This is a genomic window from Allobosea sp. CCNWLY174 (genome assembly GCF_037120455.1).
GTDB lineage: Bacteria > Pseudomonadota > Alphaproteobacteria > Rhizobiales > Beijerinckiaceae > Allobosea > Allobosea lupini.
In genome coordinates, this window is the sequence record NZ_JBBBBQ010000002.1 from 829,560 (window position 1) to 845,140 (window position 15,581).

The window sequence follows — 15,581 nt, forward strand, 5'->3', positions numbered from 1 at the left end:
GATTTGAAGAATTGCGGAATTGCTCCAGGCGAACAGGGCAGGGCGGCGACCAATGGCCGGCGAGATCAATATCGGCAGCTTCGACTACGTCGTCATCGGTGCCGGCTCGGCCGGCTGCGTGCTGGCCAACCGGCTCTCGGCCGATCGCCGCCGCAAGGTGCTGATCGTCGAGGCCGGCGGCAAGGACGACTGGATCTGGTTCCACATCCCGGTCGGCTATCTCTACGCCATCGGCAATCCCCGCGCCGACTGGCTGTACCAGACCGAGGTCGAGGCCGGGCTCGGCGGCCGTGTCCTCGCCTATCCGCGCGGCAAGGTCGTCGGCGGCAGCTCGGCGATCAACGCGATGATCTACATGCGGGGACAGGCGGCCGACTATGACGGCTGGCGCCAACAGGGGCTGACCGGCTGGGGCTGGGACGATGTCCTGCCGCTCTTCCTCAAGCATGAGGACCATATCGCCCCGGACGGCCGCTTCCATCGCTCGGGCGGCGAGATGCGCGTCGAGCATCCGCGCGTGCGCTGGGACATCCTCGATGCGGTGCGCGACGCGGCAGAGGCAGCCGGCATCCGCAAGATCGACGATTTCAACACCGGCGACAACGAGGGCTCGTCCTATTTCCAGGTCACCCAGAAGCGCGGCCGGCGCTTCAGCGCGGCGCGCGCCTTCCTGGAGCCGGCGCTCGATCGCGACAACCTGCGGGTCGAGCTCGGCTGCATGGTCGAGCGCATCGTCGTCGAGGAGGGCCGCGCCACCGGCGTCGTGCTGACGCGGGGCGGCGAGCGCTATCTCGCCCAAGTCTCGGGCGAGGTGCTGCTCAGCGCCGGTTCCGTCGGCTCGCCCGCCATCCTCGAACGCTCCGGCATCGGCGACGGCGAGCGCCTGAACGGGCTTGGCATCGAGACCGTCCGGCATGCGCCCGGCGTCGGCGAGAACCTGCAGGACCATCTGCAGCTGCGGCCGATCTACAAGGTCGAGGGCGTGCGCACGCTCAACACCGACTATGCCAGGCTCTGGCGCCGGCCTTTGATGGCGCTGGAATATGCGGCGCGGCGCACCGGCCCGCTGACCATGGCACCCTCGCAGATGGGCGCCTTCGCCAGATCGGCGCCGCATTACGCCACCGCCAATCTCGAATTCCATTTCCAGCCGCTCTCGCTCGACAAATGGGGCGATGGGCTGCATCCGTTCGGCGCCTTCACCGCGAGCGTCTGCAACCTGCGCCCGTCGAGCCGCGGCAGCGTCCACCTCAAATCGGCCGATCCCGTCGCTGCGCCCGCGATCGCACCGAACTATCTCTCGACTGAAGAGGACCGGCAGGTCGCGGTCGACGCGCTGAAGCTCGCCCGCCGCATCGTCTCGCAAGCGCCGCTGGCGCGCTTCAGGCCGCAGGAATATCTGCCCGGGCCGGGCTATGACAGCGACGAGGCGCTGGCCGAGGTCGCGGGGCGGATCGGCACCACGATCTTCCATCCGGTCGGCACGGTGAAGATGGGCCGGGAGGACGACGCCATGGCCGTGCTCGACGAGCGCCTGCGTGTCCGTGGAATCGCGGGCCTGCGCGTCATCGACGCCTCGGTGATGCCGGCGATCACCTCCGGCAACACCGCCGCGCCAAGCATGATGATCGGCGAGAAGGGCGCGCAGATGGTGCGCGAGGACGCGCGCTAGAGCAATTCCGCAGTTCTTCGAATCGCGGAAATATTCTTGGTCTTTGTTTTATCGCATTTTCTTCACGCGAACCGGTGTCCACTTCGCTCGAAAATGCTCTGGCTAAGCCGATAGCCCCGCCGGCTTCCGCCGCGAGGGTCTGAAGGCGAGCGCGAGCCCAAGGGGTGCGCGGGGTCCGGTTGCGGCAGCGTTCCGCCGCCATGTCGAATGTCGATGTCGAAGTGTCGAGACGGCAGACGCTCACCGCCTCCGAACCCCGCGCGCGGTTCTCTTCAAGGAGCCTCGCCGGGCCTTCAGGTCGGGCAAGACCTGGCTTCGCCCGGACGAGGCCCCTCCGCCATTCCAGCCCGCGACGACTGTTCAAAGCGGACACCGCTCTCCCGCCCGGCCGCACGATGCCTCGCGACAGCCCCCCTTGGTCGGACGGGACGGGGAGAGAATACGACAGGTTTCGGGACCGGGGATTGATTGTGGCGTTACCCCCGCGCGCCTGCGAGCGAGATCGACGGCCGACGCAAAGCTCTTGGAACGCGGGGCTGTCGTTCGCCGGGATGAGCCCCATGACGGAACGCTTTTCTGCGTGCCTTACGCAATGGCTGCAGCTTGAAGTCGAGGCAGTATGCTGTGTTCTTAGAGGGGGTCAGCAAGACCACAAGGGAATCGCCGCGGCTCGGCGTCCGTGACATTCGGCGATTGCGTCCGAAGGCGATGGACCCGTGCGCTGCGGCAAGTCCGCAACACAGCGCCGCCGACAACGGATGTGAACGGTGGTTCATGGCTCGCCGGGGCGCTGCGCGATAGATTGCGGTTTGGTTGGGGGGATTTCGTGAGATTCGCGCGCTTCGCCGAGGCTGAGAAGCCGTGTTGCGTACGGCTTGCTGCGCGCCTGCGTGCCAGCACGGCGCTTGTCCTGGTCGCCATGGTGCTCGCCGGCCCGGCGCTGGCCGATGGTGGTGCCGGCGGCGGGGCAATGGACGGCAGCCTGAACCTGATAGCGGGCGGAGCAGGCGGAGCCGATAATCCCACTGCTCCAGGTGGCACCGGTATGGCCGGCAGCGACACCGGCATTGGCGCCAGCGGCGGCGGTGGTGCTCATGGCGAAGCGAAGCGAAGGGAAGGCCAGGCACGGGGACCGATGCGAGACGCTGAGTTCCCACCAAGCAAGAAAAAAGCCCGGCCAGATCGGCCGGGCTTCGTCATTCTTGCGAATTGGGCTTTGAGCCGCTCAGGCGGCGAGGCCGCCCTGCGAGCCGCGATCACCGCGCAGCATGTTGCGCAGCTGGTAGGCGAGGGCGACCGGCGCCGGCAGGCGCTTGCGGCAGAAGGCGATCTTGCGGACGTAAGTGTCGATCCGCCAGGTCGCCCAGGTCTTTCCGGCGAAATAGGCGATGTCGCCCTGCCGCAGCGTCCGCTCCGAGCCGTCCTGCGCGGTGACGTGCACCTCGCCTTCCAGGATCATCACGGTCTCGTCCCAGTCGAAGAACCAGCGGAACTCGCCGGCAGTGCAATCCCAGACCGCCGTGGAGGCAGCGTCGTCGCCGCTGCGCGAATGCAGGCCGACGCGGGCCATCGGCTCCCCGGCGAGGATCCAGGACGGCTCGATCGGGGCCGGCTCCATCGGCAGGGCGTCCAGTGCATGCGACACCACCGGCGTCTGCTCGACCGGAACGGCCAGCGGAATCTGTCTGAGCATCATGGCGGCCGCGCCGGCGAGCATCATCTTCAAGGCCATCGATATCTCCCTAAAATCGCGGGAGATCATAGGGAGGAGGGGTAAAGGCGGCCCTCGGGATTTCCTTACATTTGTATGGACCCGGAGGCGGCTCGGGTAACCCTCCCAAACCGCTCTCCGCAACGCCGCTTTCAGGCGCGATCGACCGCGATGATCGCCTCGGCAAAGGCGGCCGGAGCCTCCTGCGGCAGGTTGTGGCCGATGCCGCCATCGAGTGTCCGGTGTCGATACCAGCCGGAGAACTTCCTGGCATAGGCGGCCGGATCGGGGTGCGGCGCGCCGTTCGCGTCGCCTTCCAGGGTGAATGTTGGCACGGAGATCACCGGAAAGGCTGCAAGCTTGCTCTCCAGGGCATCGAACTGCGGCTCGCCCTGCGCCAGGCCGAGGCGCCAGCGGTAATTGTGGATCGAGATCGCGACGTGGTCTGGATTGTCAAAGGCCGTTGCCGAGCGCGCAAAGACCGCGTCGTCGAATGCCCACTTGGGCGAAGCAGTCTCCCAGATCAGGTGGGCGAAATCGCGGGTATTCTTCGCGTAGCCGGCTGCGCCGCGCTCGGTGGCGAAATAGAACTGGTACCACCATTGCTGCTCGGCCTTGGGCGGCAACGGCGCCTCGTTCAGCTTCTGGCTGCCGATCAGGTAGCCGCTGACCGAGACCAGCCCCTTGACGCGCTGCGGCCAGAGCGCCGCGACGATGCAGGCCGTGCGCGCGCCCCAGTCGCAGCCGCCGAGCAGGACCTTGTCGAGCTTGAGCGCATCCATCAGCGCGATCACGTCGACGGCGAGCGCCGTCTGCTGGCCGTTGCGCGGCGTATCGGCGGAGAGGAAACGGGTTCCGCCATAGCCGCGCAGGGACGGCACGATGACGCGGTAGCCCCTGGCCGCCAGCAGCGGCGCGACGTCGACATAGGTGTGGATGTCATAGGGCCAGCCATGCAGCAGGATGACGGCCGGGCCATCGGCCGGCCCCTGCTCGGCATAGGAGATGCTGAGCACGCCTGCGTCGATCTGCTTGAGGGTGCCGAAGGACGACAGCGCGGGCGAAGCCGCCAAGGCTGACCGGTTCAGGCCGAGCCCGGCTGCCGCGACTGCTGTGGCCATGGCACCGATGAAGAGGCGGCGGCTGGTATCGAGGGGGCCGAGAGCTTTGGTCTTGTCCATGGTGGCGATGCCTTCTGCGCTGGGATGGTCAGGTAAGGAGGCGCCGGCGGAGATCTCCGCGCGGCGCCGGCCGGTAAGGCTCAGACAAGGTTGATCTCGACGTCGATGTTGCCGCGCGTCGCCTTGGAGTAGGGGCAGGTCTGGTGGGCGGCATCGACCAGAGCCCGGGCCGTCTCGCGATCCAGCCCCGGCAGGGCGACGTTCAGGCGAGCCTGCAGGACATAACCGCGCTCGCCATGGCGCAGGTCGACCTCGGCATCGACAGCAGTCTCGGCGGGCACCGCGACCTTGCGCTCGCGCGCCGCCAGCCCGATCGCGCCGATGAAGCAGGCCGACCAGCCGGCGGCGAAGAGCTGCTCGGGATTGGTGCCGACACCGGGAGCGCCGGGCGAGGTCAGCTTGACGTCGAGGCGGCCATCCGAGCTGCGGGCGGCGCCGTCGCGACCGCCGGTGGTGTGGGTGCGGCCGGTGTAGAGAACCTTGTCGGTGGAGGGCATGTCGGGCTTCCTTGTGTGATTTAGATCGCATCCGATCTAATCGGATGCGTCTCTATATGTGAAGCGCGGACACGATGTCAACACTTCCGATTTAATCGGATGCGATATATATCAGGGTGGCGATAACGTACTCACGATGAGGCTCGACCATGCCCGCTCCGACCCAAGACGATCCGAAGGTGCCCAGGCTGGCGGATTTTCTCTGCTTCGCGATCTATTCGGCCAATCTGGCCTATGGGCGCGCCTACAAGCCGATCCTCGACGAACTCGGCCTGACCTACACCCAGTACATCGCGATCATCGCGCTGTCGGAGGAGGACAATCAGAGCGTCGGCGGCCTGGGCGAGAAGCTGTTCCTGGAATCGAACACGCTGACCCCGATCCTGAAGAAGCTCGAAGCGCTCGGCTATATCCGCCGCCGGCGCGACCCGGCCGATGAGCGCCAGGTGCGCGTCAGCCTGACGCCGGAGGGGCGCAAACTCAGGGAGAAGGCGCTGCCGATGAACCTGGTGGCGGCCGCCGGACTCGGCGAGGATTTTCCGGTGGTGCAGAAGGCTGTGGTCAGGCTGCGGGAGAATCTGCGGCGTGCCGCGCGCGGGCAGGAGACGACGGCGGCTGGGGCGGCCGAGTGAGGATCGCGCCGATTTTCCAGCAAACGATGGTCAAATAGGCATCCGCGGGGAACCCTTCTCCCGAGTGGGAGAAGGGCAGGGATGAGGGCATGCCCTAACCGCAGAAGACACAACGGCGCCGCAGAACCTCAATAATCAGCGGCAGTCCCTCACCCCTACCCCTCTCCCATCCGGGAGAGGGGATCCCGCGCTTGTCCGATATCGCGCCGCTTTTCCTTGCAACTCAAGCGACAGCCTTCGCCTGGTTGCCGGGCTCCGCACCTTCAAACTCAGCCATCGCCGCGGCCACGCCGCCACTACGATGGGGCACGCCCGCCGCGGCAAGACCCATCTCGACGCCAGCGAGGGCGCCAAGCAGAGCGAGCTCGTTGCACTCGCCGAGATGGCCAATGCGGAAGACCTTGCCGGCGACCTTGCCGAGGCCGGAGCCGAGCGAGATGTTGTACTTCTCCAGCGCGATCTTGCGGAAGCGGTCGGCGTCATGGCTCGGCGGCATCAGGACGGCGGTGAGCACAGGCGAGTGCTCGGCCGGATTCTGGCAGAGCACCTCGAGCCCCCAGGCCTTGACGGCGGCGCGGCAGGCGCTGGCGAGGCGCTGGTGGCGGGAAAAGACGTTGTCGAGCCCTTCCTCCCGCAGCATGGCGAGTGCCTCCTTCAGCCCGTAGAGGAGGTTTGTCGCCGGCGTGTAGGGGAAGAAGCCGCCGGCGTTAATCTTGATCATTTCCTGCCAGTCCCAGAAGGAGCGCGGCAGCGTATTGCTCTTCGAGGCCGCCAGCGCCTTATCCGAGACGGCATTGAAGCTGAGGCCAGGCGGCAGCATCAGCCCCTTCTGCGAGCCCGACACGGTGACGTCGACCTGCCATTCGTCATGGCGGTAGTCGACCGAGGCAAGCGAGGAAATCGTGTCGACCATGAACAGGGCCGGGTGCCCGGCGGCGTCGATCGCCTTTCGGATCTCGGCGATGCGGCTGGTCGCGCCGGTCGAGGTCTCGTTGTGGACGACCATCACCGCCTTGATCTGGCGGGACTTGTCCTCGGCGAGACGTGCCTCGATTGCGGCCGGATCGGCGCCCCGGCGCCAGTTGCCCGGGATGAACTCGACCTCGACGCCGAAGCGCGTGGCGATAGTCTTCCACAAGGTCGCGAAATGGCCGGTCTCGGCCATCAGCACGGTGTCGCCGGGGGAGAGGGTGTTGACGATCGCGGCTTCCCAGGCACCAGTGCCTGAAGAGGGATAGATCACCACCGGCTGCTTCGTCTTGAAGACGGCCTTGCTACCGTCGAGGACCTCCTTGCCGAGCGCGGCGAACTCGGCGCTGCGATGATCGATGATCGGCATCGCGATGGCGCGCAGGATGCGGTCCGGAATCGGGCTCGGGCCGGGGATGTGCAGGAAGTGACGCCCTTGCATGATCTTGTTGTCCTCCCGTCAGGGCTTGAGCGCCGCAGCGCCATTGCCAATCATTTTGCATTCATTTTTTGGAAGATCAACTGCGGTATGGTATGCCGATGATCGACAATCGGGCTCGACAGCTGGTCCGAGCCGACTTAGCGATGATGCATGAGCGAACCATTTCTCGATACGCTTGATGAGCAAAGCCCGGCGCCTGCCGAGATTGCGAAGCCGGTCGCCTCATTGCACGAGGGGCTGCTGGTCGCGCTGCGGGACTTCATCGTCGAGGGCAATCTCGAAGATGGTGCCCGGGTTCCGGAGCGGGCGCTGTGCGAGCGCTTCAACATCTCGCGCACGCCCCTGCGCGAGGCGTTGAAGGTGCTGGCGGCGGAGGGGCTGATCGAGCTTCTGCCCAATCGCGGCGCGCGGGTCCGCGAACTGAGCTCTGCCGATCTGCGCGAGCTCTTCGATGTCATGGGCGGGCTGGAAGCCTTGGCCGGGCGCCTCGCCTGCGAGCGGATAACCGAGGTGGAATTCGCGGAGATCGAGCGGATTCATCACGAGATGTATCGGTTTTACCTGCGGCGCGACATGCATGGCTATTTCCATTGCAACCAGGCGATCCATCAACTGATCGTCGCGGCCGCAGGCAATGCCACCCTGAGTGCGACCTATGCCGGCCTGGCCGGCCGTATCCGCCGCGTGCGCTATTCCGCCAATCTCGCCAAGGATCGCGACCGGCTGGGAGAGGCGATGCGCGAGCACGAGGCCATCCTCGACGCCCTGCGCCGTCGCGCCGGTTCCGAACTCAGCGACATCCTGTTCCTGCATCTGCGCAACAAGCTGAAGGCGGCACAGGCGCCTGCTCTAGCTTCGGGCGGGTGAAGAGATCCAGTGAAGGCGAGGATGGTCGTCAATTTGAAAGGCATCAACTTTTAGATTGAATGCAAAATTTTTTGACCTTAGGCTCGCTCCCATAGCGCCACCAGAGCGCGCTCAGGGAGAGAGCGACCATGAAGCACTATTGGCTTGCCGCAGTCCTGCCGCTCGGCCTCGTCGCGCCGGCTTTCGCCTGGGAGCCGACGAAGCCGATCGAGATCGTGGTGCCGTTCTCGGCGGGCGGCGCGTCCGACCAGATGGCGCGGACGATCCAGGGCATCATCCAGAAGCAGCAGTTCACCAAGCAACCGATCATCGTCGTCAACAAGCCGGCTGCCGGCGGCGCCGAGGGCATGCTCGACATCCAGAAATCGGCCGGCGACCCGCATAAGCTGATCACCACCTCGAGCGGCATCTTCATGACGCCGATGGCGACCAAGCTGGCGCTGAACTGGACCGACTATACGCCCGTCGCGATGCTCGCGCAGGATTCCTTCCTGCTCTGGGTCAATGCCAAGGCGCCCTACAAGACCGCGGGCGACCTGATGACGGCGGCCAAGAGCGCCAACCCACCGATGAAGATCGGCGGCACCTCGTCCAAGCGCGAGGACAACCTGCTCGTCTTCGCCATGGAGAAGCAGGGCGGCACGAAATTCGCCTATATCCCCTATACCTCCGGCGGCCAGGCCTCGACCCAGCTCTCGGGCGGGCATGTCGAGGCGACGACCAACAATCCGGCCGAGGATCTCGCCAACTGGCGCGGCGGCGCCACGCGCCCGCTCTGCGTCTTCGCCGAGCAGAAGATGGCCTATACCGAGAAAGTCGCGGACGGACAGTCCTGGGCCGACATCCCGACCTGCGCCTCGCAGGGGCTCAATGTCAGCTACCAGATGCTGCGCGGCATGTTCATGCCCGGCAAGGTCAGCAAGGAGCAGCAGGCCTTCTATGTCGACCTGTTCAAGAAGGTATCCGAGACGCCGGAGTGGAAGGACTATCTCGCCCGCAATGCGCTGGCGGCCGACTACCGCGATGGCGACGCCTTTGTCTCCTTCCTGAAGGCGGACGAGGCGAAGCACGAGAAGCTGATGACCGAGGCCGGCTTCATGGCGAAGTGAGGCGACCGTAATCGCGCCTCGGCGTCATGGTCGGGCTTGTCCCGACCATCCACGTCTTCGTCTCATCGATCGTGAGCGGTGTTCAAGACGTGGATGCTCGCCACAAGGGCGAGCATGACGAAACCGTAGCGGCTGGGTGTCGAGGGGCGGGGCCGAGCCCTCGATCTGGCACGGAATGATGAGCGGGAGTGATCGATGTCGTTGCCTTCCGAAACCGAAGCACCCGAACGCGGCATCTCGCGCCGCCCGGTCGAGATTGCCACGGCGCTGCTGCTGATCGGGCTCGCCGGCATCGTGCTCTACGACTCGCATGGGCGTGGCGCCGGCTGGGATGGCGGCCCGCAGAACGGCTTCTTCCCGGCTCGCGTCGGCTGGATCTTCCTCGCCGCCTCGCTCTTCATCCTCTGGCAGTCCTTCCGCCGGCCCGACGGGGTCTTCGTGACCTATGAGCAATTGCGCCAGGTCGTCCGGGTGCTGGGGCCGCTCATCCTGTTCGTGGCGCTGATCCAGCCGCTCGGGATCTATGTCGCCTCGGCGGTCTTCATCATCGCCTTCATGGCCGTGGTCGGGACCTCGCGTTGGTGGTCGATCGGGCTGACCGCGCTGCTGGTGCCGGTCGTCTGCTTCTGGGTGTTCGAAATGCAGTTCCGCGTGCCCCTGCCTAAGGGCCCGCTCGAAGCCATGCTCGGCTACTGAAGGACGACCGATGGACGATCTCTCCTCGCTCATCGCCGGCTTCCAGGTCGCGCTCTCCTGGCACAATGTCGGCTTCATGGCGGTCGGGGTCATTCTCGGCATCATCGTCGGGGTGCTGCCGGGCCTAGGGGGACCGAACGGCGTCGCGATCCTGCTGCCGCTGACCTTCGGCATGGACCCGACCTCGGCGATCATCCTGCTCTCGTCGATCTATTGGGGCGCGCTGTTCGGCGGCGCGATCACCTCGATCCTGTTCAACATCCCCGGCGAGGCCTGGTCGGTCGCGACCACCTTCGACGGCTATCCGATGGCGGTGCAGGGCAAGGCGGCCGAGGCGCTGACGGCGGCGTTCACCGCCTCCTTCATCGGCGCGCTTTCCGGCGTCGTGCTGATCACCTTCGTCGCGCCGCTGGTCGCGCAGTTCGCGCTGCGCTTCGGCCCGGCCGAGTTCTTCGCCGTTTTCCTCCTGACCTTCTGCTCCTTCATCGGCATGGGCCGTGAGAACCGCGCCAAGATCATCGCCTCGCTGTGCATCGGCTTCCTGCTCGCCGCGGTGGGACTCGACTCGATTTCGGGCGATCTGCGCATGACCTTCGGCTCGACCGAGCTGATGCGCGGCTTCGACTTCCTGATCGTGGTGATCGGCCTGTTCGGCGTCAGCGAGATCCTGCTGACGGTCGAGGAAGGGCTGGTGTTCAAGGGCAAGCAGGCCAAGATCGACCTCAAGGTGGTGCTGCGGACCTGGGCCGGCCTGCCGCGCTACTGGGCGACGCTGCTGCGCTCCGCGATCGTCGGCATGTGGATGGGCGTGACGCCGGGCGGGGCCATCGCCGCCTCCTTCATGGGCTATGGTCTCGCCAAGCGCTTCTCGAAGCATGGCAGGAATTTCGGCAAGGGCGAGATCGAAGGCGTGCTGGCTCCTGAGACCGCCGCCCACGCGGCCGGCACCAGCGCGCTGCTCCCGATGCTGGCGCTCGGCATTCCAGGTTCCGCGACGGCGGCCGTCCTGCTCGGCGGCCTGCTGGTCTGGGGCCTGCAGCCGGGGCCGATGCTGTTCGTCGAGCAGAAGGATTTCGTCTGGGGCCTGATCGCCTCGATGTATCTCGGCAATCTCGCCGGGCTGATCATCGTGCTGGCGACGGTGCCGCTCTTCGCGGCGATCATGCGGATCCCGTTCTCCTTTGTCGCGCCGGTGATCCTGATCGTCTGCGCCATCGGCGCCTACACGATCTCGAACTCGGTCTTCGATATCTGGCTGATGCTGATCTTTGGCATTATCGGCTATGTCTTCAAGAAGCTCGATTATCCGCTGGCGCCGATGATCCTGGCGCTGGTGCTCGGCGACAGGGCGGAGGACGCCTTCCGCCAGGCGCTGCTCGGTTCGGGCGGGTCGCTGAACGTATTCTGGGCGAACGGTCTCGTCGGGACTCTTGTCGTGCTGGCGCTGCTGCTGCTGCTCTGGGGGCCGATGGGCGACCTGATCGCCACGCTGCGTGGCAAGAACCAGCCCAAGACCGCCGAGGCTGCGGAATGAACCAGACGACATTGCCGCGCCCGCACAGCCGCAATCTCAGCTTCGAACGCAAGCTGTCGCAGGCACTGGAAGGGGAGGTGCGCTTCGACGCCTTCACCCGCGGGCGCTACGCCACCGACGCCTCGATCTACCAGATCGTGCCACCGGGCGTCGCCTTCCCGAGAAGCGAGGCCGATATCGCAGCGGCGCTGACGATCGCGGCCGAACATGGCGTGCCAGTGATCGCGCGCGGCGGCGGCACCTCGCAGAACGGCCAGCCGATCGGCGATGCGCTGATCCTCGACATGAGCCGGCATTTCAACGCGATCCGCGACTACGATCCGGCGGCCCGCACGGTCTCGGTTGCGCCCGGCATCGTGCTCGAGGCACTCAATACGCATGTCAGGAAGGATGGCTTGTTCTTCCCGGTCGAGCCCTCGACCGCGAGCCGCTGCACCATCGGCGGCATGGTCGGCAACAACTCCTCGGGCGCGCGCTCGCTGCGCTACGGCAAGACGGTCGACAACGTCATCGCGCTGAAGGCGATGTTCCATGACGGCGAGCCCTTCGCGCTCGGCGAGGGGCCGGTCGGTGACAACGCCTCGCCACGCGCGCGGGCACTGATGGAGCAGATGCTGGGCCTCGCCGACCGGCATCGCGACGAGATCGAGGCGATCTTCCCCAAGGTGCAGCGGCGCGTCGGCGGCTACAACCTCGACGAGCTGATCGTGCCGCGGCCGAACCTGTCGCATCTGCTGGTCGGCTCCGAGGGCACGCTGGCGCTGACGACGCAGGCGACGCTGAAGCTCTCGCCGCTGCCGCAGCACCGCGTCATGGGCGTCTGCCATTTCCCGAATTTCCGCGCGGCGATGGAGACGACGCAGCACCTCGTCGCGCTCGGGCCGGTCGCGGTCGAGCTCGTCGACAACAATGTGCTAGTGCTCGGTGCCGACATCCCGCTCTTCGTCCGCACCCTCGCCGACATCACCAAGGGCAAGCCGAACTGCCTGCTGCTGGTCGAGTTCGCCGGCGACGATCTCGCCGCGCTGAAGGGCGACCTCAGGCGCCTCGACCAGTGCATGGCCGATCACGGTTTTCCCGATGCGGTGGTCGAGGTCGTCGAGCCCGCCCGCCAGAAGCCGGTCTGGGATGTCCGCGAGGCCTGCCTCAACATCATGATGTCGATGAAGGGCGACGGGAAGCCGGTCTCCTTCATCGAGGATTGCGCCGTCCCGCTCGAGCACCTCGCCGACTATACCGATGCCGTCACAGCCCTGTTCGAGCGGCACGGCACGCGCGGCACCTGGTATGCGCATGCCTCGGTCGGCTGCCTGCATGTCCGCCCGATCCTCAACATGAAGACGGAAGCCGGGGTGAAGGCGATGCGTCGCATCGCCGAGGAGGCCTGCGAGCTGGTGCGCCGCTTCAAGGGCTCGTTCTCGGGCGAGCATGGCGACGGCATCTCGCGCTCGGATTTCGTCGAGCCGATGTTCGGCGGGCCGCTGACGCGCGCCTTCGAGGCGGTCAAGGACGGTTTCGACCCTAACAACCGGCTCAACCCCGGCAAGATCGTCCGCCCCTATCATATGGATGATCGCAGTTTGATGCGCTTTCCGCCGGGCTACGCCACGCCGGTGCCGGTGGAGACGGCGCTTGACTGGTCCGACTGGGGCGGCTTCGGCGGCGCGGTCGAGATGTGCAACAACAACGGCACCTGCCGGAAGATGGCGGGCGGCACGATGTGCCCGTCCTGGCGCGCCACCCGCGAGGAACAGCACGTCACCCGAGGGCGGGCCAACACACTCAGGCTCGCCATCTCCGGCCAGCTTGGGCCGGATGCCTTCACCTCGCCGGAGATGAAGGAGACGCTCGATCTCTGCGTCTCCTGTAAGGGCTGCAAGCGCGACTGCCCGACCGGCGTCGACATGGCCCGGATGAAGGTCGAGTTCCTGCATCACTACCATGGCAAGCACGGCCTGCCGCTGAAGGAACGCCTGATCGCTTACCTTCCGCGCTATGCGCCTTTCGCGGCGAAGCTCGCGCCGCTGATGAACCTGCGCGATCGCGTCCCGCTGCTGGCGACGCTCAGCGAGCGCTGGCTCGGTTTTTCAGCGCGGCGCTCGCTGCCGGTCTGGCGCAAGCCCTGGCGCGAGGCGGCTGCGCCTTCCAGTCTCGCGGCAGTGCGGGGCGATGGCCGCGACATCGTTCTCTTCGGCGACACCTTCAACCGCTATTTCGAGCGCGAGAACCTGGAGGCGGCCGAGCGCGTGCTGGTTGCCGGCGGCTATCGCCTGCATCGCGTCGAAGCCGCAGGGGGAGGCCGGCCGCTCTGCTGCGGGCGCACTTTCCTCTCGGCTGGATTGGTGGACGAAGCCCGGGCCGAGGCGCGCCGCACACTCGATGCGCTCGCGCCTTTCGTCGCCAGGGGAGCGCGGGTCGTGGGGCTCGAACCGTCCTGCCTGATGAGCTTCCGCGACGAGTTCGGCGCGCTGCTGCCCAAGGCCGAGGTGGAGCCCTTGGCCAAGGCGGCGCTGCTGGTCGAGGAACTGCTGGCTGCCGACATGGCGGCGGGCCGGACCAGCCTGCCATTGCGCGACCAAGGCGGACGCGTCGCGCATCTGCACGGGCATTGCCACCAGAAGGCCTTCGACGCGATGGGCGCGGTCGAGAAGACCTTGCGGGCCGTGCCGGGGCTGGAGGTCAGGCCGATCGAATCGAGCTGCTGCGGCATGTCCGGCGCCTTCGGCTATGGCGCCGCGACGATCGACGTCTCGCTCGCCATGGGCGAGCTCTCGCTGCTCCCGGCGGTGCGAAAGGCTGCGGCGGGCGATCTCGTCGTCGCCGACGGCACGAGCTGCCGCCACCAGATCCATGATGGAGCAGGGCGCGAAGCCGTGCATGTCGTCAGGGTGCTGGACGCGGCGCTGAAGGACTGACCTTTCGGAGGAACCACACCACTCAAGGAAGCAGGCTTGGCAGGCCACGATCCACAGCAATCTCCGGCGCGGGTTCAGGGGCTGTTAACCCTGCGCCGGTACCTCTCGATGCTCAGTCGAGCGAGTGTCGGGCCAGCGTTGATCCATGCGTCGAATCCATCGCAATCTGCAGACGAACAACGCCTCCCCCGCAGCCCGGATCTCGGATCAACTCACTGATTTCGCAGATATTCCGGAGGCGGTTCCGGCCGATCCCCGCGCCGGCACTGCGGGGCTCGTCCGCTACGGGCGCACCCCCGACAAGGTTCGCCGGCAGGCGGTCGAGCGCGTTGCCGCGGAGGTGGCGACCCCGCTGCCCGCGCCCGAGCCGGAGACACCCGTCGATCCCGGCCGCGTCCGCTATTGGCGCACCCCCCAGCGCATGCTGCAGCAGGTCTGGGGTGGCGGGTCGCCCGGGGCGCCCATGCCCGAGATTCTGGCGCAAGCCGAGGCAGAGATGGCGGGGGCGGGGGAGGATGCCTTGATGGCGCCCGACCTCGATTCTCCGCTGCCGGAGGAGACCCCGGCCGAGGCGGTGACGACCCCGTTCGCCTTCCTCTCCGATGCCGCCTTCTGGGAGTTCATCCCGGACGCCGAACAGGAGGATGAAGCGGCCTTCGAGAGTGCGCCGCCGGTCCTTGCAACGAGGGCCCCGCTGGAGACGGCTCGGCCGATCGCGCCGACGGCCGTGACCGAATCGGCGCAACACGCGCCTACGCTGATTCCTCCCGTTGCGTCGGCGACGATGACGTTCGGCTGGACGCAGCCCTATCGCTTCGAGTTGAGCCTGACGCCGCCGGCTCTGCAGATGGTCGCACCTGCCCCGGTGCCGGCCGTCCCGACTCCCGCTCCCAAGGCTGCGGTTGCAGCTCCGCGCCGCAGGATCATGGGGCAGCTCGCGCCTGCTGCGACCCCTGCCGCCGCGCCTGCGAAGGTCGCTGAGCCGGAGGTCGCGCCCGCGACCGCGCAGCCGAAGGTCTCGGTCGTGCCTGCGGCGCCGAAGCTGCGCGCGGCCATGCCGATGCCCAGGCCGATCGCGTCGATGGGCTTCGAGCTGCCGCCGATCGAATTCCTGGCCGAGCCGCCGCAGATCGCGACGGCTATCCCGATCGAGATCATCCAGCAGAATTCCGGCCTGCTCGAAGGGATTCTGGAGGACTTCAACGTTCGCGGCGAAGTGGTTCAGGCCTGCCCCGGCCCGGTCGTGACCTTGTACGAGCTCGAGCCTGCCCCTGGCACCAAGTCGTCGCGGGTGATTTCGCTGGCGGACGACATTGCGCGCTCGATGAGCGCGGTATCGGCGCGCGTGGCGGTGGT

The 15,581-nt window shown here is 66.8% G+C and carries 13 protein-coding genes; 8 read left to right on the forward strand and 5 right to left on the reverse strand.

Annotation, left to right across the window (positions count from 1 at the left end):
- Nucleotides 1–52 precede the first annotated feature (52 nt).
- On the forward strand, nucleotides 53–1,672 hold the full coding sequence (locus V7S63_RS10885; protein ID WP_336530217.1) for a GMC family oxidoreductase: 1,620 nt from the start codon (nucleotides 53–55) through the stop codon (nucleotides 1,670–1,672).
- Between the two features lie 772 nt (nucleotides 1,673–2,444).
- Here the strand turns inward: V7S63_RS10885 and V7S63_RS10890 are convergent.
- The 4 genes from V7S63_RS10890 to V7S63_RS10905 form a co-directional block, all read right to left on the reverse strand.
- The gene (locus V7S63_RS10890; protein WP_336530218.1) at nucleotides 2,445–2,768 is read right to left on the reverse strand and encodes a hypothetical protein; all 324 of its coding nucleotides are present in this window, start codon (nucleotides 2,766–2,768) and stop codon (nucleotides 2,445–2,447) included.
- A 129-nt stretch (nucleotides 2,769–2,897) separates the two neighbouring features.
- Nucleotides 2,898–3,404 carry a cupin domain-containing protein gene (locus V7S63_RS10895; RefSeq protein ID WP_091840717.1) on the reverse strand — a complete coding sequence of 169 codons (507 nt, stop codon included), beginning with the start codon at nucleotides 3,402–3,404 and terminating at the stop codon, nucleotides 2,898–2,900.
- Between the two features lie 131 nt (nucleotides 3,405–3,535).
- Nucleotides 3,536–4,564: an alpha/beta fold hydrolase gene (locus V7S63_RS10900; protein ID WP_336530219.1), complete on the reverse strand. Its 1,029-nt coding sequence runs from the start codon at nucleotides 4,562–4,564 to the stop codon at nucleotides 3,536–3,538.
- 80 nt (nucleotides 4,565–4,644) lie between these two features.
- Nucleotides 4,645–5,061, reverse strand: a complete 417-nt coding sequence (locus V7S63_RS10905) for an organic hydroperoxide resistance protein (RefSeq protein WP_100963443.1) — start codon at nucleotides 5,059–5,061, stop codon at nucleotides 4,645–4,647.
- Between the two features lie 149 nt (nucleotides 5,062–5,210).
- On the opposite strand from V7S63_RS10905, the gene V7S63_RS10910 reads away from it, so the two are divergent.
- Nucleotides 5,211–5,693, forward strand: a complete 483-nt coding sequence (locus V7S63_RS10910) for a MarR family winged helix-turn-helix transcriptional regulator (RefSeq protein ID WP_336530220.1) — start codon at nucleotides 5,211–5,213, stop codon at nucleotides 5,691–5,693.
- Between the two features lie 223 nt (nucleotides 5,694–5,916).
- On the opposite strand, the gene V7S63_RS10915 is transcribed toward V7S63_RS10910, so the two are convergent.
- Entirely contained in the window at nucleotides 5,917–7,104 is a 1,188-nt protein-coding gene (locus V7S63_RS10915) for a pyridoxal-phosphate-dependent aminotransferase family protein (protein WP_336530221.1), read from the reverse strand.
- A 150-nt stretch (nucleotides 7,105–7,254) separates the two neighbouring features.
- Here V7S63_RS10915 and V7S63_RS10920 point away from each other — a divergent pair, with 150 nt between their 5' ends.
- The 6 genes from V7S63_RS10920 to V7S63_RS10945 form a co-directional block, all read left to right on the forward strand.
- Nucleotides 7,255–7,971 (forward strand): GntR family transcriptional regulator, encoded by a 717-nt coding sequence (locus tag V7S63_RS10920; RefSeq protein ID WP_336530222.1) that lies wholly within the window; start codon nucleotides 7,255–7,257, stop codon nucleotides 7,969–7,971.
- 128 nt (nucleotides 7,972–8,099) lie between these two features.
- Nucleotides 8,100–9,080, forward strand: coding sequence for a Bug family tripartite tricarboxylate transporter substrate binding protein (locus V7S63_RS10925; protein ID WP_336530223.1), 981 nt, complete (start codon nucleotides 8,100–8,102; stop codon nucleotides 9,078–9,080).
- A 195-nt stretch (nucleotides 9,081–9,275) separates the two neighbouring features.
- Nucleotides 9,276–9,776 carry a tripartite tricarboxylate transporter TctB family protein gene (locus V7S63_RS10930; RefSeq protein WP_336530224.1) on the forward strand — a complete coding sequence of 167 codons (501 nt, stop codon included), beginning with the start codon at nucleotides 9,276–9,278 and terminating at the stop codon, nucleotides 9,774–9,776.
- Nucleotides 9,777–9,786: 10 nt separating this feature from the next.
- On the forward strand, nucleotides 9,787–11,310 hold the full coding sequence (locus V7S63_RS10935; protein ID WP_336530225.1) for a tripartite tricarboxylate transporter permease: 1,524 nt from the start codon (nucleotides 9,787–9,789) through the stop codon (nucleotides 11,308–11,310).
- Complete coding sequence (locus V7S63_RS10940) at nucleotides 11,235–14,225, forward strand: FAD-binding and (Fe-S)-binding domain-containing protein (RefSeq protein WP_336530251.1); 2,991 nt, start codon at nucleotides 11,235–11,237, stop codon at nucleotides 14,223–14,225. Before V7S63_RS10935 ends, V7S63_RS10940 begins: the two co-directional genes overlap by 76 nt.
- A gap of 145 nt (nucleotides 14,226–14,370) precedes the next feature.
- A partial coding sequence (locus tag V7S63_RS10945; RefSeq protein WP_336530226.1) for a DNA translocase FtsK occupies nucleotides 14,371–15,581 on the forward strand: 1,211 nt, incomplete at its 3' end.